Annotated in this window: 24 protein-coding genes; 18 read left to right on the top strand and 6 right to left on the bottom strand. The window is 33.9% G+C overall.

Annotated elements, in window-relative coordinates; genetic code table 11:
• The first annotated feature begins 6 nt into the window (after positions 1 to 6).
• Together AC1Q8M_RS13510 and AC1Q8M_RS13505 are read left to right on the top strand one after the other, a co-directional pair.
• On the top strand, positions 7 to 531 hold the full coding sequence (locus AC1Q8M_RS13510; protein WP_000256462.1) for a GNAT family N-acetyltransferase: 525 nt from the start codon (positions 7 to 9) through the stop codon (positions 529 to 531).
• Positions 532 to 690: 159 nt separating this feature from the next.
• Complete coding sequence (locus tag AC1Q8M_RS13505; RefSeq protein WP_001042048.1) at positions 691 to 1401, top strand: histidine phosphatase family protein; 711 nt, start codon at positions 691 to 693, stop codon at positions 1399 to 1401.
• Between the two features lie 65 nt (positions 1402 to 1466).
• Here AC1Q8M_RS13505 and AC1Q8M_RS13500 read toward each other — a convergent pair whose 3' ends face one another.
• Entirely contained in the window at positions 1467 to 2432 is a 966-nt protein-coding gene (locus AC1Q8M_RS13500; RefSeq protein ID WP_492334152.1) for a quinone oxidoreductase family protein, read from the bottom strand.
• A 123-nt stretch (positions 2433 to 2555) separates the two neighbouring features.
• On the opposite strand from AC1Q8M_RS13500, the gene AC1Q8M_RS13495 reads away from it, so the two are divergent.
• From AC1Q8M_RS13495 to AC1Q8M_RS13485, 3 genes are all read left to right on the top strand, one after another.
• On the top strand, positions 2556 to 3449 hold the full coding sequence (locus AC1Q8M_RS13495) for a LysR family transcriptional regulator (RefSeq protein ID WP_098855410.1): 894 nt from the start codon (positions 2556 to 2558) through the stop codon (positions 3447 to 3449).
• A 300-nt stretch (positions 3450 to 3749) separates the two neighbouring features.
• Entirely contained in the window at positions 3750 to 4262 is a 513-nt protein-coding gene (locus AC1Q8M_RS13490) for a YjfA family protein (protein ID WP_000473732.1), read from the top strand.
• A 17-nt stretch (positions 4263 to 4279) separates the two neighbouring features.
• Positions 4280 to 4756, top strand: a complete 477-nt coding sequence (locus AC1Q8M_RS13485) for a DUF2690 domain-containing protein (protein WP_000771162.1) — start codon at positions 4280 to 4282, stop codon at positions 4754 to 4756.
• Between the two features lie 113 nt (positions 4757 to 4869).
• Here AC1Q8M_RS13485 and AC1Q8M_RS13480 read toward each other — a convergent pair whose 3' ends face one another.
• Positions 4870 to 5358, bottom strand: a complete 489-nt coding sequence (locus AC1Q8M_RS13480; protein WP_098855409.1) for a DinB family protein — start codon at positions 5356 to 5358, stop codon at positions 4870 to 4872.
• A gap of 192 nt (positions 5359 to 5550) precedes the next feature.
• Here AC1Q8M_RS13480 and AC1Q8M_RS13475 point away from each other — a divergent pair, with 192 nt between their 5' ends.
• Both AC1Q8M_RS13475 and AC1Q8M_RS13470 read left to right on the top strand, forming a co-directional pair.
• On the top strand, positions 5551 to 6006 hold the full coding sequence (locus AC1Q8M_RS13475; RefSeq protein WP_098911141.1) for a DinB family protein: 456 nt from the start codon (positions 5551 to 5553) through the stop codon (positions 6004 to 6006).
• Between the two features lie 192 nt (positions 6007 to 6198).
• On the top strand, positions 6199 to 7236 hold the full coding sequence (locus AC1Q8M_RS13470; RefSeq protein WP_002094106.1) for a DUF4003 domain-containing protein: 1038 nt from the start codon (positions 6199 to 6201) through the stop codon (positions 7234 to 7236).
• A 128-nt stretch (positions 7237 to 7364) separates the two neighbouring features.
• On the opposite strand, the gene AC1Q8M_RS13465 is transcribed toward AC1Q8M_RS13470, so the two are convergent.
• Positions 7365 to 8129: a DUF817 domain-containing protein gene (locus AC1Q8M_RS13465; RefSeq protein WP_000499377.1), complete on the bottom strand. Its 765-nt coding sequence runs from the start codon at positions 8127 to 8129 to the stop codon at positions 7365 to 7367.
• A gap of 275 nt (positions 8130 to 8404) precedes the next feature.
• On the opposite strand from AC1Q8M_RS13465, the gene AC1Q8M_RS13460 reads away from it, so the two are divergent.
• From AC1Q8M_RS13460 to AC1Q8M_RS13440, 5 genes are all read left to right on the top strand, one after another.
• Positions 8405 to 9439 carry a FecCD family ABC transporter permease gene (locus AC1Q8M_RS13460; protein ID WP_000902727.1) on the top strand — a complete coding sequence of 345 codons (1035 nt, stop codon included), beginning with the start codon at positions 8405 to 8407 and terminating at the stop codon, positions 9437 to 9439.
• Entirely contained in the window at positions 9440 to 10456 is a 1017-nt protein-coding gene (locus tag AC1Q8M_RS13455; protein ID WP_098855407.1) for a FecCD family ABC transporter permease, read from the top strand.
• Positions 10457 to 10477: 21 nt separating this feature from the next.
• Complete coding sequence (locus AC1Q8M_RS13450; protein ID WP_078994395.1) at positions 10478 to 11386, top strand: iron-hydroxamate ABC transporter substrate-binding protein; 909 nt, start codon at positions 10478 to 10480, stop codon at positions 11384 to 11386.
• Between the two features lie 215 nt (positions 11387 to 11601).
• Positions 11602 to 12153, top strand: coding sequence for a GNAT family N-acetyltransferase (locus tag AC1Q8M_RS13445; RefSeq protein WP_098855406.1), 552 nt, complete (start codon positions 11602 to 11604; stop codon positions 12151 to 12153).
• 99 nt (positions 12154 to 12252) lie between these two features.
• On the top strand, positions 12253 to 12480 hold the full coding sequence (locus tag AC1Q8M_RS13440) for a coiled-coil domain-containing protein (protein ID WP_001047304.1): 228 nt from the start codon (positions 12253 to 12255) through the stop codon (positions 12478 to 12480).
• 71 nt (positions 12481 to 12551) lie between these two features.
• On the opposite strand, the gene AC1Q8M_RS13435 is transcribed toward AC1Q8M_RS13440, so the two are convergent.
• The gene (locus AC1Q8M_RS13435; protein WP_000437988.1) at positions 12552 to 13877 is read right to left on the bottom strand and encodes an ArsB/NhaD family transporter; all 1326 of its coding nucleotides are present in this window, start codon (positions 13875 to 13877) and stop codon (positions 12552 to 12554) included.
• Positions 13878 to 14139: 262 nt separating this feature from the next.
• Here AC1Q8M_RS13435 and AC1Q8M_RS13430 point away from each other — a divergent pair, with 262 nt between their 5' ends.
• Both AC1Q8M_RS13430 and bshB2 read left to right on the top strand, forming a co-directional pair.
• Complete coding sequence (locus AC1Q8M_RS13430) at positions 14140 to 14490, top strand: YojF family protein (RefSeq protein ID WP_000407046.1); 351 nt, start codon at positions 14140 to 14142, stop codon at positions 14488 to 14490.
• 15 nt (positions 14491 to 14505) lie between these two features.
• A complete protein-coding gene (gene bshB2, locus AC1Q8M_RS13425; protein WP_000439487.1) occupies positions 14506 to 15168 on the top strand; it encodes a bacillithiol biosynthesis deacetylase BshB2 in 663 nt (220 codons plus the stop codon).
• Between the two features lie 112 nt (positions 15169 to 15280).
• Here bshB2 and AC1Q8M_RS13420 read toward each other — a convergent pair whose 3' ends face one another.
• Entirely contained in the window at positions 15281 to 16024 is a 744-nt protein-coding gene (locus AC1Q8M_RS13420; RefSeq protein WP_097913393.1) for an SDR family NAD(P)-dependent oxidoreductase, read from the bottom strand.
• Between the two features lie 573 nt (positions 16025 to 16597).
• On the opposite strand from AC1Q8M_RS13420, the gene AC1Q8M_RS13415 reads away from it, so the two are divergent.
• The 3 genes from AC1Q8M_RS13415 to AC1Q8M_RS13405 all read left to right on the top strand — a co-directional run bounded on the left by AC1Q8M_RS13415 (position 16598) and on the right by AC1Q8M_RS13405 (position 18824).
• On the top strand, positions 16598 to 16978 hold the full coding sequence (locus AC1Q8M_RS13415; protein ID WP_000608950.1) for a hypothetical protein: 381 nt from the start codon (positions 16598 to 16600) through the stop codon (positions 16976 to 16978).
• 1024 nt (positions 16979 to 18002) lie between these two features.
• Complete coding sequence (locus tag AC1Q8M_RS13410; protein ID WP_000865000.1) at positions 18003 to 18281, top strand: hypothetical protein; 279 nt, start codon at positions 18003 to 18005, stop codon at positions 18279 to 18281.
• A 318-nt stretch (positions 18282 to 18599) separates the two neighbouring features.
• Entirely contained in the window at positions 18600 to 18824 is a 225-nt protein-coding gene (locus AC1Q8M_RS13405) for a hemolysin XhlA family protein (RefSeq protein WP_000390462.1), read from the top strand.
• A 66-nt stretch (positions 18825 to 18890) separates the two neighbouring features.
• Here AC1Q8M_RS13405 and AC1Q8M_RS13400 read toward each other — a convergent pair whose 3' ends face one another.
• On the bottom strand, positions 18891 to 19457 hold the full coding sequence (locus AC1Q8M_RS13400) for a DUF5823 family protein (RefSeq protein ID WP_098855405.1): 567 nt from the start codon (positions 19455 to 19457) through the stop codon (positions 18891 to 18893).
• Positions 19458 to 19854: 397 nt separating this feature from the next.
• Between AC1Q8M_RS13400 and AC1Q8M_RS13395 the strand changes: the two genes are divergently transcribed.
• Complete coding sequence (locus tag AC1Q8M_RS13395; protein ID WP_098855404.1) at positions 19855 to 21054, top strand: multidrug effflux MFS transporter; 1200 nt, start codon at positions 19855 to 19857, stop codon at positions 21052 to 21054.
• The last annotated feature ends 461 nt before the right edge of the window (positions 21055 to 21515 follow it).

The raw sequence follows: 21515 nt of genomic DNA, 5'->3' as shown, positions 1-21515 counted from the left end.
GTTAAAATGGTAACGATTAGACAAGAACAAAAAAATGATTATAGAAAAACAGAAGAAGTCATAAAAGAAGCATTTTTAAAGGAAGAATTTAGTGATAAAACAGAACATGAACTTGTAAAACGTATTAGAGAATGTGACGCGTTTGTTCCAGAGTTATCAATTGTTGCGGTAGATGAAGATATAGTTGGTCACATTATGTTATCGAAAATTACAATAGAACAAGATGGAACTTCTGTAGAATCGTTAGCACTTGCACCAGTTTCAGTTGCTAGGGGTCATCAGAAAAAAGGAATTGGTGGAAACCTGATTGTAGCTGCATTAGAAAAAGCGAAAGAACTTGGATACGGATCAGTTGTAGTATTGGGACATCCAGAGTACTACCCGAAATTTGGTTTTAAGAAAGCAAGTGAGTGGAATATAAAAGCACCGTTTGAAGTGCCTGAAGAGGTATTTATGATAATGGAATTAACAGAAAATTCTCTTCGAGGTGTAGAAGGAATTGTACAATATTCGAGTGCTTTTGCTGAGTAGGAGTAACGGTTAAGAAATGTAATCATAAAAGATGCTATCTTTTTGTATGGATATACAGAAAGATAGCTTTTTTATTAAGCGGATCTACTGACGTATATTTTGCTCAATGAATAATTGAGGTGGTAAAATTGATATAGAAACGTAAAGGGAGAGAATGAAATGAATAAGCGAGAAACAGATAGCAATGAGAATGCAGTTACTTTATATGTTACAAGACACGGTAAAACAATATTAAATACGAATCATCGCGCGCAAGGTTGGGCTGATTCTCCATTAGTAGAAAAAGGTGTTGAAGTTGCCACAAATTTAGGAACAGGATTAAAAGATATTCATTTTATGAATGCGTATAGTAGTGATAGCGGCCGAGCGATTGAAACTGCTAATTTAGTATTAAAATATAGTGAGCAATCAAAATTAAAACTTGAGCAAAGAAAAGATTTGCGAGAATTAAATTTCGGTATTTTTGAAGGTGAAAAACTTGAGAATATGTGGGATGTGGTTGGAAAAGCTGCAGGCGTTCCATCACCAGAAGAACTTATGAAGTTTTCTATTCAAGAAGTGATTAATCTTATTAGAGTAGCAGATCCTACAAAACAGGCGGAAGATTGGGAATTATTTTCTACTCGCATAAAAGCTGAGATAGATAAAATTAGTGAAGAAGCTGCTGGAAATGGTGGCGGTAACGTTTTAGTTGTCGTTCATGGGCTTTTGATTACTACCTTAATAGAAATGTTAGACAGTAGCAAAACAAAACTTGGGGTGGAAAATGCTAGTGTGACGAAGATTGTATACCAAGATGGAACATATACAGTCGAGTCGGTTGGAGATATGAGTTATGTTGCAAAAGGGAAAGAAAGTGTGGAAATATAATTAAATCTCAAATAGAAATAAGAAAAGGAAGGTAGAGAAATCTAGCTTCCTTTTCATTTTGTGAATTATGGGATTAATAAAATCTTCCCTGTGCTTTTACGGCTCTCTAATAATTCATGAGCAATAGCACCGTCTTGTAAAGAGAATGTAGTAGGATTTGAAATGTTTAATTTTCCAGTTGTGATCCAATCGAATAATTGAGTAGATCGTTTTTTACGTTCTTCATAAGTGGTAAGCACGTTCCAAAGGTCTCCACCAGTTAAAGTTTTTGAAGTATCCATAAGCATACGCGGATCAACTGGCGCAGGATTACCACCAGCCATTCCGTAAAATACGACAGTACCGCCAATTTTAGTAGCGTTAAAACTTTCCCCTAATGTAGAACCTACTGATTCATACACAACATTTACTCCAGTTCCATTAGTCATTTCAAGTACTTTCGTATGCCATTCTTCGTTATATAAAGATACGCGATCGGCACCAGCTAATGTAGCTATCTTTGCTTTTTCTTTTGATGATGTAAGACCAATTACTGTTCCGCCCTGTAGTTTAATCATTTGAATAAGAAGTTGACCGACGCCACCAGCTGCAGCGTGTACTAAAGCTATATCACCTTGTTTTAGTTGATAGCTATCGTGCGTTAAATAATGTGCAGTTAATCCTTGTAATAAGACAGAAGCGGCTGTTTCAAAAGAAATAGAATCTGGTAGTGGGATTACTTTTTCAGATGGAACGGCAACTAGTTCTGCATTTGCAAATGGGACGTCCGCAAATGCAATACGGTCTCCTAGGTTGATAGTAGTAACGTCAGCTCCTACTTTTTCAACAATTCCAGCTCCTTCATAACCTAATACATAAGGCGGATTGCCAGCAAGATGATAATCGCCGCGGCGTCTATAAATATCAGCGAAGTTTAATCCGATTGCTTTCGTGCGGACAAGAATTTCATTTGGACTTATGATTGGATCGTGTATTTCTTTATAGTGTAGAACGTTAGCGTCTCCGAATGTTTCGAAACAAAGTGCTTTCATATGGAATACCTCCATTTATATTGTTTATAGATGTTCTTTATCATACAATACAAATATCAATAGACAAAGAGGATTATTTCGATGGAATCAATCGAAAATATCGATTGAAAAGAGGGATGATAAATGGAAATAAAACAGTTAATTACATTTAAAGTAGCGGCACATACTTTGAACTTTACACAAACTGCGAAGAAATTAAACTTTGCCCAATCGAGCGTTACAGCACAAATTAAAACGTTAGAGGCTGAGCTTGGTACACCACTATTTGAGAGATTAGGGAAACGTCTTTTCTTAACTGAAGCAGGTAGGAAGTTTCAACTATATGCCGACAAGATGATTGCACTCAGTAACGAAGCGAAAATGGCTGTGAAAGATGATGAAGAAATAGCAGGTACGTTAATAATTGGTGCACAAGAAAGTCAATGTACATACAGACTGCCTTCTATATTAAAGAAGTTTAAAGCACAATTTCCTCAAATAAAACTTATATTTAAACCAGCACACTCCAATAAAGATGCGAAGGAACAATTGATGGAGGGGAAAGTAGATCTTGCATTTATTTTGGACGAATGTAAAACAGAAGATGTTTTACATGTGGAACCACTTATGAAAGAAGAATTAAAAGTAGTAGCTGCTCCTACGCATCGTTTACTTGAACAACCTTCAGTTTCTATAAAAGATTTAGAGAGTGAACCACTTTTACTAACAGAATTAGGCTGCTCGTATCGGACTTTATTTGAAGAGCTATTTCGCTGGGAAGATGTATATCCAGCAAATAAAATTGAATTTGTTAGTGTTGAAGCAATTAAACAATGTGTTATTGCAGATTTAGGTATAGCCGTTTTACCAGCGATAGTAGTAGAAAAAGATATACGGGAAGGGACGTTAAAGGAGTTAATGTTAAACGAAACAATATCTCCAATTTATACACAAATCGCTTGGCATAAAGACAAATGGATGACAGTGCCACTGCGACAATTTATTGATGTAACGAGGGAGTTTTTTGTAACGGATTAAGTGGAGAAATATTTATTTTATATAAAAGAAAAAATGGCAATTTTGTATAAAGAACCGATGCTTGAATATAACAAGTATCGGTTCTTTTATGTTTTAAATATAGAATGCTATAAAATGTGTATTTCTCAACTTTTTTTCTTACAAGGATAAGTAAAATTCTTCGTATATTCCAATAATCATAAGGGAATTTACAACGTTTATTCGTTTCTGTAAGATGCCTCTAGGAAGCGTGAAAGGAGGACTTACATAGCAGTATAGCTTGTCTTTAGTATACGTACTTATTGTGAGGAGGAATTTAAAATGTTTAAAAAGTTAATGAAAGTATGCGTGTTAAGTGCGGCAAGTATAGGTGTATTATTTAGTTTTCAAGGAAGTACATTTGCAGCTACTGATTTAAGTAGTTATTATGACGGGAAAAATCCAGCAACAACGAAAGTATACGGGGGAAGTACGACGTGTGATGCAGATGGATTTAATGCAAAATCTACAGCTGTATATGAAGGTAGTAAAAAAGTAGGGACAGTGTATTTACGTTACAGTAATAAATGTCATGCAGCATGGGCTAAGTTTGTTTTAGATCAACCAGCACCAGCTGTTTCGGGAGGAGTGTACGCGTACGCTGTTGTGAATAAATATAAAAATGGTGTATTCCAAAAATCAGTTACTTCTAATCAGGGGAACGGCACAATAAAAACAGGTCAAACGAGTACTTATACAGGAATGGTATTTGATTTAACTGCTGATTTCGGATACACAGCAGATGCTGAAGCAGTTACGTTTAATAACGGTTACGGGAAAACAGCACGTTATTAATAAAGGAGTGAAAAGATATGAAACTTTTAAAAAAGACGAGTGCATGTTTATTGCTATCTTTACTCGTTGTAACTAGTATGTTTAGCACGACTAATAGCGATAAAGCATACGCAGAAGACCATTCATATGATGGGAAAAGTCCTTATTATAACAGCTGTGATCAATCTGCAGTAACGAAAGAAAAGAAGTGGATTGATTCAAATTCTTATGTGGAATTAAAATTTAGCACGACGTGTAAGACAGCGTGGGCAAAAGTTACTGTAACTCGCCTGGCAGTTTATAATAACGAAGCTGATGCAAGGATTGTTAGAAAAACAGATGGAAAGGCATACACTTGTGGAAGTGCTGGAGGAAATGGTGTTGTAAATAAAGGGCAAACATCATGCTATACGCCAATGGTATATGACTTAGATCCAAGAAAGGCGCAAGCACAGGGGAAACATGCAATACCAAATAGTGATGCTTATAATTATGCGGAGACTATTTGGTATTGATGAGGATATGGAGATTGTAAGATAGAATATTTTAAGAGCATGTTTTGATTGGATTTCAAAACATGCTCGATTTGTATTCATTCTAATTTTTTCGGTAATCATGGACCATTGAATTAACTAAGGTCTGTATCAGGAGGATTGTATCCAAGGTGACGAGCCATAGATACAATTTGTCCTTTATGGTGAAATTCATGCGTCTCCGTATGAGTTAAAAGCCATAGCGGAGTTGTGCTCCAAGGTTCTTTTTGCCATTTCACTTCATTTGCTATGTTTTCAAGCCAACGATCATTGTATTCATTTAAAAAACTTTGTACAGTCTCATCTACTAATTTAAATCTAGCACGGACTTTCGCGACATCTGCATGCTCAATTTCGTAATCGCTAGCAAATGAAAAATCTGCTCTTTTTTGCTTGAATGCGAATGACCCAAGCCAGTATCGATAGCAATCGGCTACATGAATATGTGTCTTTATAATGCTACCGCTCCCGAAATTCGGAACAGTGCTATGTAATTTTTCTACTGGGATTTCTTCCAAAAACGAAAATAGAGTTTCTCTTGTAGAGCTAATAAGATTATATTGCTGTTTTAAAATATGTAACATGCAAGTACACTCCTCTTTTATTTACATAGTAAGTAATTCTATATTTACGAGGAGTGAACCTTTTTATTATTTTTAATAAGCATATTAGATGTGTTTCTTATTTGTTTCTGATAGATTAAACAAGGTGAAATTTTAATAAGTTGAACATTATTAGTTCATAATAAATTGTACATCAAGAAGGGGAACGATAAAATGAATAGACTAGTGGGTTTAAAACAATTTGAAATAACGCGCGGGGCGTTACTTAAATTTATGGAAACGTTAGATGATAAAACTGCGGATACGCAGCCAGAGGGTTTTAACAATACAATTCGTTGGCATATCGGTCACGTGTTAACAGCAGCAGAAGTATTCATGTTTGGAAAAGAATTCAAACAATTACCAACTGAATATCTAGGTATGTTTGGGTATGGATCACGACCATCTAAATGGAAAACAGAAGGACCATCGTTAGAAGTGTTAACGGCTCAATTAAAAGAACAAGCAAAACGTATTAACGAAATTCCAGCAGAAGCATTTGAAAATAAACTGCCAGAGCCATTCCTAGGATTGGAAACAGTAGGGGAGCTTTACGGTATGATGCTTTATCATGAAGCTGATCATATTGGGCAAATGAAAGCGATGGAACGTATTATTAAAGCTCTTTAGTCTTAATTGCATATAACAAGCAATACAGTTGTAATGTTAAATAATATATACAAAAAAGGTAGATAAATTATTATCTACCTTTTTTGTATAACTTTTTGAAGGATTAGGGATTATCATCGTGGTGCTGATGAAGAAGGATAAGAGAATTTTATAATTTTTATGGTGTGATTATTAATTATAGTATTCCTAAATATGGAATATACGTATAATAATAGAGAAGAACTAGAAATAGGGGTGAATACTATGATTACATTAGAGCAAAAGTTGGAGCAATATAAACATACATATGTACAGTTAAAGGGAGAACTAAAATGGAAAACGAGTGATTCTCGAACAGGAATGATGATTGCTGCTATGTATGCAGGTAGTGATAAATTGTTTGATCTCGGACGTTTTTTAGAAATTAGTAGTTATATTAAGAATCAGGTAGGGATGTTTTCATACTTAAAGTCTTATCATCGTTTTGTAGTGGCCGCAACATTAGATATTCACTTTACAGATTACAAGGAAGCTTTTCGGAAGTTTTTAGATTTATATGAACAATTGGTCACTGGTGGCTTTAGCCGGAGTATATTTACTTATCTCGCAGCAGCTGTGCTTTTAACAGAAGAAAATGAACAGCATGACACACATATTCAGCGTTCGATGCAAGTATATAAACGCATGAAAAAGGATCACCTCTTTCTTACAAGTACAAATGATTATCCGCTCGCAGTTTTATTAGCAGGACAATCAGAGCATGTAGAAACACTTATGGACCGAGTGGAACGTCTTTATCAGAAACTAGCGACAGCTGGTTTGCGTAAAGGGAATGATCTTCAATTTTTGAGTCATATTCTTTCACTAAAGAAGGATGTCAGGGAAGAACTATTAGTTGCAAAATGTACAAATATATGGAATTTGTTAAAGCAAGAAAAGGTAAAAGTAAAACAGATGCATTACCCAGCTATCGGGCTACTAGCGTTACTCGAGGACGGAGAAAAAGAGATTCATTCTATTCGAGCATTTATTGAAAAATTGCAGGGGGATAAATTGTTCCGTTGGCATACAGATACAACTATTCTTATTGCTATTCAACTGTTCGTAAGTCAGAAAGGTGAGGAAAGTAAAGCTACTAACACAGGTTTACAAACAATGATAGAAGTCCTCATACAAGCACAACAGGCAGCCATGATGGCAACGATTGCCGCTTCATCTGTAGCAACATCTTCTGCTAGTAGCAGTTCATAATGTGTAATTGCTTATACTCTTGTAAATTATAACTCCCTTGATAAGGACGGTTTAAAAAATATTACTAAAAACAGTTAGCTCATCACTCTCTAATGAGTGATGGGCTAACTGTTTTTACATAATCAGCATTATCTTTTTGATTCCTTCAAATGTTTGAGCTGCGTGACAATCATAATGCTAATAACAACGAGTAAAAACCATGAACTAATTTTGCTTAAGTGAACGAGACTCCATGCTTCCCGTTGATTTGGATATTGCCATGCTCCGAAAAATGTTGCGATGTTCTCTGCAATCCAAATGAAAAATCCGATAAGGAAAAAGGAGAGAACGAGTGGCATTTTATATGTAACGCCTTGTAATGAAAATTGTACAAATGTGCGAGAGAAAACAATGAATAGTAGTAAAGTTAATATCCATCTAAAATCGTATGTAAAGTGGTGTGTGAAAAAATTGAAGTAAATCATAGCTCCTAACGGCACGGCAAAAATAGCTTTCGGCCAATGATGCATTTTTAAATGCAACCTTCTCCACGCTTGACATATGTAACTCGCGACACTCGCATACATAAAACCGCTGTAAAGCGGAACTCCAAAAACCTTCGAATATGCCTCTTCGGGATAACTCCATGAACCGAAATGTACTTTATATATTTCTAGTAAAAGGCCGATGAGGTGGAAGATGGTAATTACTTTTAGTTCGTCTTTTGTTTCAAGACCCGTCTTGTACATAATCCACTGCATAAGAAGGCATACGATGAGTATGAAATCATAGCGGTATAACCCTGGGATTGAAACAATTTTTGAAAGGGCTAGTGTTAAGAAAATAATGACTGGGAATAAGCAAGATAATGCTTGTTCGTAAGTGAAATGTAGTAGTTGTTTTATATAGAACATTGTGTCACCTTCGAAGTTTTTATTGGGAAAATCAAAATAATCAATAAGTATACTACAATTTAAAAAATAATCCAGTAGTCTATTTTGCATGTATTTGTAAGTTTTAGAAGGGAATTGTAATGAGTATTTTAATATTGTAGAAAAGTGAAAAATAGTTTGCTATTTAAAAAAAGTGGGGATATAATATCTAAATGAAAATGATAATTATTATCAATAATAATTATAAATAAAAAATAATTACAAAAAACAACTGAATATAAAGGATGAAATGAAACATGTTACATAAGTCTACTGTACATGCTGGTAATAACCGCTGGATACATATTAAGTTCATATGTTTCATGAGCTTAACAATTTTATGTTTAATTGGATCTATATTTTTAGCCATTTCATTTGGTGCAAAGGATATTCATTTACAAACGGTGTGGACTGCGGTTTTGGATTACAATCCGAAATTAACGCAGCACCAAATTATTTATGAATTAAGGCTCCCGAGAGTAATTGGAGCAGCAGTTGTAGGGGCAGCTTTTGCGGTCGCTGGAGCGGTTATGCAAGGAGTAACACGAAATCCTTTAGCTGATGCAGGTGTACTTGGCATAAATGCAGGAGCGATGTTTGTAGTAGCACTTAGTTTTGCTTTTTTTCCGCATATGCCGTATTCCTATTTAATGATTGTTTCCTTTATTGGAGCAGTCTTAAGTACAGTACTTATTTTTGTTATTGGATCAGCAACATCAGGTGGGTTAACACCAATGAGGTTAACGATTGCTGGAGCTGTTATGGCAGCGCTTTTACATTCATTAAGTTCAGGTGTTGCGATTTATTATGATTTAAGCCAAGATTTAGCGTTTTGGTATGCTGGTGGTGTTGCAGGGGTTAAGTGGGAACACTTGAAATTTTTAGTCCCTATTATTCTTATAACGATTATTTTTGCAATAGTGTTAGGGAGATCTATTTCACTCATATCAATGGGGGATGATGTTGCTACAAATTTAGGAGTGAAAACGAACCGAACGAGAATACTAGGGATGATTATAGTAGTTATTCTAGCAGGTGTTTCTGTTTCAGCTGTTGGTTCTATTGGATTTGTAGGACTAGTTATCCCGCACATTGCTAGAAAATTAGTTGGTGTGAATTATAGACTCATTATTCCTATGTCAGCATTATTAGGAGCTATGTTATTAGTTGTAGCTGACCTAGGAGCTAGAACAGTAAATCCTCCTAAGGAACTTGCGATAGGGATTATGGTAGCTCTTGTTGGAGTTCCGTTCTTCCTCTATATAGCACGTAAAGTTGGGAGGGAGTTATAAGTGAAAGATCTTTTTAACACGGATAAAAAGAGAGCTATTACTGTAACTACAATATTCGGATGTGTAAGTATCGCTGTAATTTTAATCAGTCTAAATACAGGGACACTGAGTATAGAGCCACTTAAAGTAATTCAAACACTTTTTGGTTATGGTGATTTTGAGAGCGCAACCGTGCTATATGATTATCGTATGCCAAGAATTATAATCACAATGTTAGCCGGTATTGGCCTTGGGATTTCCGGTGCGATTTTGCAAGGATTATCCCGTAATGCACTTGCAGACCCTGGTATTCTTGGACTGCATTCAGGTGCATCTTTCGGGCTAATTATATTCGTTACATTCTTTCATTCTATTAATGAAAGTGCATCTATTTTAATACCGTTATTTACATTTGGCGGAGGAGTATTAGCTGCATTTCTTATTATTTTACTTGCGAGTGATCGGTCAAATGGTTTACTTCCCATTAGACTTATTCTCGTTGGTATTGCAGTTTCAGCTGGTTTTAGTGCAATTTCGTTATTTTTCTCTCTCAAGTTAAATGATGAGACGTATACATTCGCTTCTAGATGGCTAGTTGGTAACGTGTGGGGAAGGGATTGGATTCATGTCCTTGCATTATTACCTTGGATTTTCATACTAACCCCTTATGCGTGGCTAAAATCTAAAACGTTAAATGCATTGTCACTAGGTGATAGTGTAGCGGCAGGACTTGGTGTTTCTGTTCAAAAAGAACGGTTATTACTTTTAGCTACAGCGGTTGGATTATCTTGCGCAAGTGTATCGATGGCAGGAGGGATTGGTTTTATCGGTTTAGTTGCTCCGCATATCGCAAGGAAGTTAGTAGGTACTACATATCAACACTTTCTTCCTTTAGCTGGCATTATCGGAATGATTATTTTAGTGCTAGCAGATACGATAGGTCGTTCTATATTTGAGCCAAACTCTATTCCAGCTGGTGTAGTAGTGGCGGCATTAGGAGCACCGTATTTTCTTTATTTACTTACAAAAACAAAATAAATACTTCAAAGAGGAGAACATATGAAAAAGAAACTTACTATTTTATTTAGCATGATGTGTATTTTAGTATTAGCAGCATGTGGTCAAACGAAAGCTAATGAAGAGGCAACGAAAAAAACGGAAAAAAGTAATGATCCAAAAATCGCCTCTATGTCCATTCATTTAACAAATAATTTACTTGCATTAGGAATTACACCAGTAGGTTCTGTTATTGGTGGAGATTTAAAAGATTTCTTACCGCACGCTAAAGAGAAGTTGAAAGATACGAAGAAGCTTGGTGTTGTAACAGATCCGAATATGGAAGCGTTACTTCAATTAAAGCCAACGGACATTTATGTTGATGAAAAATATGCTGGTAAAGATGTAGCGAAATACGAAAAAATTGCAAAAACACATTCTTTCAATTTAGATGAAGGTACGTGGAGAGATCATTTAAAACAAGTTGGTAAACTTGTAAACCGTGAGAAAGAAGCAGATAAATATATTCAAGATTACGAAGAGCAATCAAAACGAGTAAAAAGTTTAATAGATAAAGAGCTAGGTAATAACGAAAAAGTAATGGCAATTCGCGTTACTGCAAAAGAATTACGTGTATTTAGTACAAAAAGACCGATGGGACCAATTTTATTCCAAGACTTAGGATTACAACCTGCAAATGGTGTAGAGAAAATTGATGGAAACCGTCCTTTCGAAGTCATTTCACAAGAAGTATTACCTGACTTTGATGCAGATGCTATTTTCGTTGTCGTTAACAGAGATGATAAAGCGAAAGCTGCATTTAAACAACTTCAAGAAACACCAATTTGGAAAGACTTAAAAGCTGTTAAAGGTAAGCACGTATACATTATTAATGACCAACCATGGCTTGACTATTCTGCTTTAGGTAACAAAATGGCAATGGATGAAGCGGAGAAAATGTTTACGAAATAATATAGTTTCGCTATTAGGAAAGGCCCTCTAAATTTGGAGGGCTTTTTATTATTGTTAGAATAAACGAAAAATTATACAATGAAGTTAATTTTGTGTAGAGGAGATGTGCCAATGTCAGCGCTTATTGTAAGTATCCCGTGTATAAAGCAGTTTATAGAATAAGGGGATAAATAGGCTAATAATTATCCCTGTTATTAAAAAAGGGGGAGTTTGAAATGACAATGAATCTTTTTCAAAATAAAACGATTAAATTATCAGCTATTAGAGAAGCAGATGCTGAAGTAATGGCTATGTGGCAAGAAGATAGTGAGTATTTAAGGAATGTAGATACAGATGTAGCATTCCCGCAATCGATACAAGAAATAGCAAGTGATGGGCTATTAAAGGGACGGAGATCGAATAGTGTTTCTTTCATGTTAAGGACAGTTCAAGATGATCGCTTAATTGGTTTTGTTGCAATTCATGGCATAGAGTGGAATAACAGAATGGGTTTATTAGCCATTGGTATAGGAGATGCAAATGATAGAGGAAAGGGATATGGAAGAGAAGCAATCCATCTTATCTTAAAATATGCTTTCTATGAATTGAATTTACACCGCGTCGGTCTGGATGTTATTTCTTATAATAAAGCAGCCATTGCGTTGTATAAAAAGATAGGTTTTCAGATGGAAGGGTGTATGAGAGAAGCGGTTCAAAGAGATGGGAAGTGTTTTGATCGTATCATTATGGGGATATTGCGGGATGAATGGATAGGGTTGCAAGATTAGCGAATACATTCAATATTATATATGTATTATGCAGGAGATATAATGATAATTGGCGAAAATTTACAGTGAACTGATTGAATTTATAAGGAGTTATGTAAAATGAATTTAGAAAAAGCAAAACCAGTAAATGAAGAGGTCGCTGAATTAAAGGAACTAATTAAAGAGTTACACGGAAGTGTACATCAACTGCAAAGCGAAGTGCAGCAACTAAGGCACGAAAGACCAGTTGTTGAAGTGAGAAAAGGTGTTCAATTATCACCAACAATTGTCGGACAAATTGGTGGTATGATTTTAGGTGGGTTAGCAATTATCGGTATATTTTGGTGATGAAAAAAGGTTTGCAGCACGATGCTGCAAACCTTTTGGATTTGACGATATAATTTCATGCAATACAACTTTTACATTAAATAACGTAAATATATATAAGCATGTGATAACAAGAGTGCAACAATAGTTAATGGTAAACCAATTTTTAAGAAGTCCATATAAGAGAAAGCATGTCCTTCACGTTTTGCAATACCAGCAACGACTACGTTTGCAGATGCTCCGATTAGCGTTCCATTTCCTCCTAAGCAAGCTCCAAGAGATAACGCCCACCATAGTACTTCGATTTGCGGAGAATCGACAGATAGTCCGAGTCCTGTAGCTAAGTCTTGAATAAGAGGAATCATCGTAGCGACAAATGGGATGTTGTCGATTGTCGCAGATGCGATGCCAGATACCCATAAAATAAGTATAGCTGCGAATCCGATGTCACCGTTTGTTACGCCGATTACTTCTTTTGCAAGTGAAGAGATAAGTCCGATATCAATTAACCCGCCAACGAGAACAAATAGTCCGGCGAAGAAGAAAATGGTTACCCATTCAACGTGGGCAAATACATCTTCAATATCATGTTCTTTCACGCCGATTAACATAAGAAGTGTAGCGCCTGTCATCGCGATAACAGCAGCGTCTACATGAATAATCGAATGAAGTACGAAGCCTAAAATAGTTAGTCCTAAAATCGAAATAGATTTTAAAAGGAGGCTTTGATCTTTAATGTAATCTTTTTCGTTTAATGCCATTAGTTTTTCGATTTGTTCAGGTGTTGTTTTTAGTTTGTTACGATACATGAAGTAAATAATGCCAAGTGTTACGATAGAAATAATAATTACGATTGGAGCTAAGTTAAGTAAAAAGGCGTTAAAGTCTAAATGCTTGTTTGCTGATCCAATCATAATATTAGGTGGATCACCGATTAATGTTGCTGTTCCGCCTATATTTGAAAACAGCACTTCTGAAATCAAATAAGGCACAGGATTTACTTTTAAAATACGTGTAATGGATAATGTAACAGGAACGATTAATAAAACAGTCGTTACATTGTCCAAAAATGCTGATCCGACAGCAGTTAATAGGGATAGTAATAATAAAATGCGAATCGGTTTTCCGCCAGCTGCTTTTGCCGCTTTAATGGCCACAAATTCAAAGACGCCTGATTGACTCGTAATATGTACGAGAATCATCATCCCAATTAAAAGGGTAATCGTTTCCCATTGAATATGTGATGTGAAAGCAGTATGTAAATCTACAACTCCAAAAATAATCATAATAGCAGCACCGAATAGTGCGATTACAGCACGATTCAATTTCTCAGAAATAATAAATCCGTACGTGATTAAAAATACGGCAATTGCAAAATAATATTGCCAATTTGCTACTTCATGTGCTGATTGTTCCAATCATGTCACCTTCTTTAAATTATGTATTCAATTGTCGAAATGTATCTCGCTGCAATAATGCGGGATAAAATATATTGTAGCAAATTCAAAAAAGAAAGAAAACTATTTAACAAAGTGAAGGAAAAAATGTATTTTTTACATATCATATAAAAAATATAAAAAACACAGTGCAAATTATTAGGAAAAGTGAGCGTTGTCCTCTAATATAGAGATAGCAATTTACATTATTTTTGCGTAAAATGGTTTAAAGAGGTGAATTCCGATGGAAATAGTAAAAGATAGTTCTCTTATTCAAAATGAAATTGAACGTTTTGTAAATAAAGATGTATATATTCATTTAGAAACGACAAACGGAGCGTATGCATCACATATAAATGAAAAGATGATGACAGTTGGTGCTTTCATTCGAAATGCAATTATCCGTTTTGAACGCGGGAAGATAACTGGAACAAATCCATACCGAGTTGGTCTAAAAATGGATCATGGTTGGGTATATGCTGAAGGTATTACGCACTGGGAAGTAGATGGTCAAGAGCGTTTATTACTAGCTGGACATGATAATTTAGGTCGTCTAGCAGTTGCACTTGAGTTAAGCTTAACACCATTTAAGTAAGAAGGAGGGAAACTTATGGAGAGACATGTACTTGTTGTATTTCCGCATCCAGATGATGAAGCATATGCTGCGGGAGGAACAATTCGCTTATTAACAGATCAAGGAGTACCTGTAACATATGCATGTGGTACTCTAGGACAAATGGGACGTAACATGGGTAAGAACGTATTCGCTAACCGTGAAACGATCCCAAATATCCGTGAGAAAGAATTGAAAGATGCTTGTGAAGCGATGGGCATTAAAGATTTAAGAATGCTTGGCTTCCATGATAAAACGTTAGAATTTGAAGATGTTGATTTCGTTGCTGACAAAATTGAAGCAATCATTCAAGAAGTAAATCCATCTCGAATTATTACATTTTATCCAGAGCACGGTGTACATCCAGATCATAATGCATTTGGCCGCGCTGTCGTTCGCGCTGTATCACGTATGCCAAAAGAAGAGCGCCCAGTTATCCATGCTGTTGCGATTACGAAAAATCGTGAAGCAGTATTAGGAGAACCGGATGTTGTAAATAACATTAGTGAAGTATTTGATCATAAATTAACTGCATTAGGTGCGCACCGTTCACAAACAGAAGCAATGCTGGAAGATACGCATGCAAAAATAAAAAACAAAGATGCAGCAACATTAAAATGGCTGCAACTTGAACAGTTTTGGACTTATAAATGGGAGTAGGCTAGAAGGATATCTTCTAGTTGCTCTTACATAGAAAAAGCGCCGTCACTTGTGATGGCGCTTTTTCTTGTTGAAGACTATATATTTTTTAGGGTGCTTCAAAATTTTTAAATTAACGTGCAGTATAGCCTCCATCAACAAGAAGTGTTGTGCCGTTAACAAAACTAGCATCATCACTTGCTAAAAATAAGACAGCTTTAGCGACTTCTTCTGGTGTTCCAAGTCTGCCTTGTGGATGAAGTGAAGCTAAATATTCTTTCTGTTGAGGATTAACACTACCTAGTAAAGGGGTGTCAATATAACCAGGGCACACCGCGTTAATACGTATTCCATATTTAGCGTAGGCAGTACATAAATTTTGAGTTAATAGTTTCACACCACCTTTTGCAGAGGAGTATGCTGTTGGGGTAGGTAATGAAACAAAACTATGAATCGAACCAGCGTTAACGATGACACCACCTGTACCTTGTTTAAGAAATTGTTCAATCGAATATTTATCAGAAAGGAATACCCCAGACAAATTAATATCAATAGTTCTTTTCCACTTTTCATAGGATAATTCGTTTGCCGGTGCATCATCAGCAACGCCGGCATTTGCATACATAATATCTAATTTACCGTATGTACTTACTGTCTCATGAATGAGCTGTTTAATATCTGCCTCTTTTGTTACATCAGTTTTAATAAATAACGTATCATATCCATTTGCGTTCAATTCATCTGATAGGACTTTTCCACGTTCAGAAAAATCAGCAATAACTACTTTTGCACCTTCTTTGATAAAAAGACGAACAGTAGATTCGCCAATTCCACTTGCACCACCAGTTATGATTGCTACTTTGTCTTTTAATTTCATATAAACCTCTCCATTCATCAATGAATTTAAGTCGAATTTTTAAATCAGGTTATATCATTATTAACCTTAAATAGTAAGTAGATAGAAGAAACAGTTTGCGTTTACTTAATTGTGAGAGTGCTATTTTTTTATTGTAATTTTTTATACAGTGATGGAAGAAAATATTAATTAGGTCAATTTTATCATCAGATTGAATATTCAGTAAAGTATTCTTGAATAGAGTGAGTGCTGAAGTTAAACTACTAATCTACATAGATAGAACGAGAGAGACTACATATAGTTGCTCTTTTTATTTTATTAATTAACAAATTTTCAAACTTGCTGATGATGTAGTGGACTTAAATAAGTCACTTGTTTTTAAATTGAATCAAAAATAAAAAACAGTAAAAATAAAACGCTTAATAATAATTATTTATTGAAAAACAATAAATAAAATGATATTATCAAATTGAAAATTAGTAAGAGAGGTGCTTTTTATAAAATGTAAAACGAATGTTATGTATTAAAAAGAAATTGATGTAAATTAGAGAAATTATATATATTAATAGCGAAATAAGAAAAGGGAGTTAGAGCATGATTAATAAAACAGTAAAGAAAGTTATCTTGATTGCAGGTGGTTTGTATATTACATATTTAGTAGGTGTAGTTATTTTAGCGGAATCTATACCGTATCCTACATCTCAACAACTTAAAGAAGCCGAAAGAGTAGTTGAACGCTATGTAGGTGAAAATAATGGAGTAAAAATGATAAATACATCTAGCAGCTTCACGGCTGAGATGTTCAATCATACAATTCATATTGAAGGAAATTCAAAAGAAAATCCGGAACAATTATATCGAATGAATTTAGATCAAGTTTCTAATGAAAGTGAAAAAATAACCGAAAAATCGATAAATACAGTTTGTAAATCAAATGATGGAGGAAAGAATTTTACGTGTGCTGATACTGAATAGCTAAAAGTAGGATCCGTAGCAGCATAGTAACAGTTGATAACCATTACTCTAGTTAAATAGGAAAAAGCCTCGCAGGGGGGCGAGGCTTTAAACAGGGTATTAAAAATTATCGATTCATTAAGAATAACTTCTTTTGAATAAGCTAATTTTAGCATGATAACTCATCTATATGTGTTACGAATTTATGAACAAAAAATCAATGATAAAAATACAGAAAAGACAATAATTTATTTGGAATCTGTATCATTACATAAAGTTTGAGTGAAAAAGAAAGTATACTTTTGTATTGAGGAATAAAGATATAGTCTGCCTACGGAAATAGGTAGGCTATTTTTTTATAAAGAAAAGACAACTTGAGGTAGAGTCCGTGTTAAGAAATAAGATCGTTCAAAAGATAAAGATATTGTATTGAAACACGTCATTATTCGTGGAATAAGTTATATTTTTGATAAAAAATCTTTAAAAAGCATTATAATCCCTAGAAGAGATAAGACTTCAATTGAAAACCAAAATACACTTTTTTGAGGTTTTTTAAACTCCATTAGTATGGAGAAAAATAAAAAGATAGCAATGAGAAATATAATTAAGAGACGAAGTATATCAAACATAAATAGCACTCCTAATAGTTAATTTGTTTTACTATATAGTTATTTCCAATATTACAGAATGTAAGAAGCGACTTATCAATATTAAAGCAAAAAGTTCTCAGAAGCTATGAATTAAAAATAAAAATTTTTTTGAATCACTGAGCACAGGGGGATTATCTATTAATTAGCTTGGTGATTGAAAGAGTAATTTTTTAATCTCTTAAATGTCCGATTGGTTTAACTAAATAATCAGCGGGGAATGGACAAACCACCTACTGATTAGAATTTCACTTTATTTGTTTTCTTTTTTATCTAAATCCTTAGAATTGATATTTAGTAGTGATTTATAAGAAACATATATTTTGAATTATTTAATAGAATAATATATATTTATATTGATTTAGTGATTTTAGTTTGTTAAAAATGGGGAAATCGATATGAAAGTTAAATTTGCCGTAATAAAAGATGAGAATTTTGATTGTAGTATATTGGAAACAAAATTATTGAAAACTTTTAAAGAAGTAGATTGTGAAGCAGATATTGTAAAGGTTGAGGATGAAATTTTTGAAAACAATGATATACAAACGCATTTATCAGAAATAACCATTCATGTTACTGGAAAAAATATTGGATATAGATCCGTTTCAGCCAGTATATTTATTGTTCTAGAGAGTTTATCAATACAGCTATTTCGTATTCATATTAGTATACTTTAAGCAGTTCAAAAAGTGGATTCTTCAGAAAATCATACTGATTATATTGAGTTGTAAATATGAAAACAATAGAAATTATCGTAGGTGCTCCCGAATGGTGGATTGCACCTTGTTTGTTGTTAAATAAACAAGGGATTCCTTTTTAAATTTTAATCTATCTTAACGCTAATTTATAAATAGAAGAATGGAAACATGTGAGTAATTCAATTAGATTGTACAAATAATTTGGTACGCGGATATACGCAATGTATTCACAGGTAAGAGGGTTGTCTCATAATATATATAGATTTTTCTATTAAGATGAACAGAGGGTGTGAATATATGGAAGATGTTTACGCTAAAATTGACAGTCTCAAGGCGGAGCAAAAAGAAATTATGAGAGACATTCGTAATTTAGAAACGCGTACCACTATTAATGAGAAAGACATAGCAACAATCAATAAGCAATTAGAAAAAATAAGTACAAACACTACTTGGATTTTGCGAATTATTATTAGCGCGATAATAATGTCAGTTTTAGGATTGATATTAAAAGGAATGATTTAGTCTTGAGAAATAGAACGATATAAAAGAAAGAGGGGAGCTCCCTCTTTCTTTTATGTAAATGAGAAACTATAAATTTTCCGTTTCCTTTTCGTCTGCATACTTATCCTCTAAGGAAATTAATAGAGGGATTGATATAGTTACAAGAATGATTAAAGTGGTGATAAAAGATTTAGAAAGAGAAAAAGAACCTTCAATTAAAGGTGATAAAAACTTGAATGAAAGTATACTTGTTATGAAGGAAATTACTAAAAAGCTCAAAAGAGATATATTTTTATTCTTTATAGATGTCTCTATAAAGTCTTTAACACAGGTTATTACGACAAATATAGTTAATATGATAAGAGAAACAAAATAATGTGTTAAATTCGTCCTATTAATAGTAGGATCGTCTATTATGTAAGCAAGTAACTTAGATACTAATATTCCTCCAAACAATAAAATAATAAAAGCAAGTAATCCTTCCAATATATAAGTGCTGAAATTGTCTTTCTTGTTAAAGAGTTTATAGTTTAGAGTAGATTGGGTTATTTGAATTAGGAATAGGGTAATAATCCATACATAATATACAAATGGTAATTCTCCTGAGAATAGAGAAATTAGAAAGTTTACTACTGTCCTTAAAATTTCAATCATTACGAAAGTCCTCCTACTTGTTCAGCTTTATGACATTAGGAATATATGAGTATATCATTTTATAATTAGGTTTATAGATTCAAACTATTTCTAATTATTCCATAATAAGGTGGTTATATCAAGTAGTTATCTTCTATGGCGTGTATTAGTTGTTCACTAATATAAAAAGAACATTTGAACGTTAATACTAGAAAAATAAAAGTAATATGTAATATAATTGAAAAAGTATATTTAAAAATCGATGTTAATATTACCCTCCTATAAGTATTAACATACGTAATTGAGGTGTTTTCTTTGTTGTTTTATGACCGGATTTCTATAATGGCCCCTCCTGTTCCGTAGCTAAGGAAAGTCTTTTTATTTCTGGGATTTTCAAAGTTATAGGAGGGTATGAAAAATGAAAAAAGTCTCAGTACCATCACTTTTGTTAATGATTGTTCTTGTCGCATTTCCGCAAATTAGTGAAACGATTTACACACCGTCTTTACCTGATATTTCAAAGGCGTTACATGTAAGTAATAATGAGGTGCAGTTAACGCTTAGTGTGTATTTTGCTGGATTTGCTTTAGGTGTATTTTTTATTGGATGGCTATCAGATATAATTGGCCGTCGCCCAGCAATGTTATTTGGAATTGTAATATATGGCGCTGGGAGTTTCTTATGCTATATTGCAAATTCCATTGAAGTTTTATTGGTAAGTCGTTTTATTCAAGCGTTTGGAGCAAGTGCAGGATCAGTTGTGACGCAAACGATTCTTCGTGAAAGTGTAGAAGGGCATAAGAGGCATGTTATGTTTGCTCAAATCTCGGCAGTCATTGCTTTTACACCAGCGATAGGACCGTTAATTGGTGGCTTTCTTGATCAAATGTTTGGATTTAAAATAGTATTTTTAAGTTTAGTAGTTATGAGTATCGGTATTTTTCTGTATACGTTTGTTTCTCTTCCTGAAACAAAAACGGGCTCAGTAACGAATAAAATAAATGTGTTTTCAGTCTTGAAGAGGCTAATTACAAATCCGAAAGTAGTAACATATGGGCTATTAATTGGAGGAGCAAATGGTGTTTTATTTAGCTATTATGCAGAAGCGCCGTTTATCTTTATTGAATACTTTCAATTATCGCCTAGTATGTATGGATTTCTAGGAATTGTTGTAGCGTCTGCTTCTATTGTTGGAGCGAAAGTTTCGAAACGTTTACTTGCTACTTATAAACCAGAGAAAATTATATATATCGGTTGTCTCGTAATGACAGGAGGAGCTATCCTTTTATCTGTTATTACGTTTGTTGGATCAAATCCAAACATAATATATATGATTGGATTTTTAGTAGCGATGTTTATATTGCTATTAGGAATTGGAGTAGCGTTGCCTAACTGTTTAAGTTTAGCATTAGTAGATTTTCAAGATGTTATTGGTACAGCAGGTGCATTGTTTAGCTTAGGGTACTATGTAATTGTAACGATGACAATTTGGGGAATGAGTCAACTGCATACGGGCTCGTTACTAGTGATGCCACTTTATTTTCTAGTTATTGTAGTTATAATGGCAGTGTTTACTAGGGTGTTTATCTTTGGTAAGCAAACTTTGAAATCGGTTTAAATATGAAATCGTAAAAGAGTCTCATTTTTAAATGAGGCTCTTTTATATTTTGGCTGGGGTAAAGAAGTTAGTAGTTTATTAATATATTAAATTTCTCATTGGTATATAAATCGAATGTGTGGGAAATTACGTTATCAACTATAAAGGTTGAAGTATTTGACATATGAAACCGAGGAAGAAATGCTCTCCTCTGTTATTTATATTGTAATAATATACATGTCGGAATCATATTGAATAGATGTATTTTATTGTTAATTTAGTTAAAAATTAACCAGACTTATGTATAATAATTTATTGAAAAAATAATTGAATTTTTCAGATTAATGAATTAATATAAGGTAAGTAATTTTAAGATTTATAGAATATTGGAAGATGAAAGGTTTTGAGAATTTTATTAGGAGCACAAAACGATTTTAGGATAGCTTTAAAGCTAGTGTAAAATGACGTTTGCTTCATCATTT

It is taken from the genome of Bacillus sp. GW823-FHT06A10 (genome assembly GCF_058795375.1).
The sequence above is the reverse complement of the archived record's forward strand: the minus strand, read 5'-3'. Positions and strand labels throughout refer to the sequence as shown.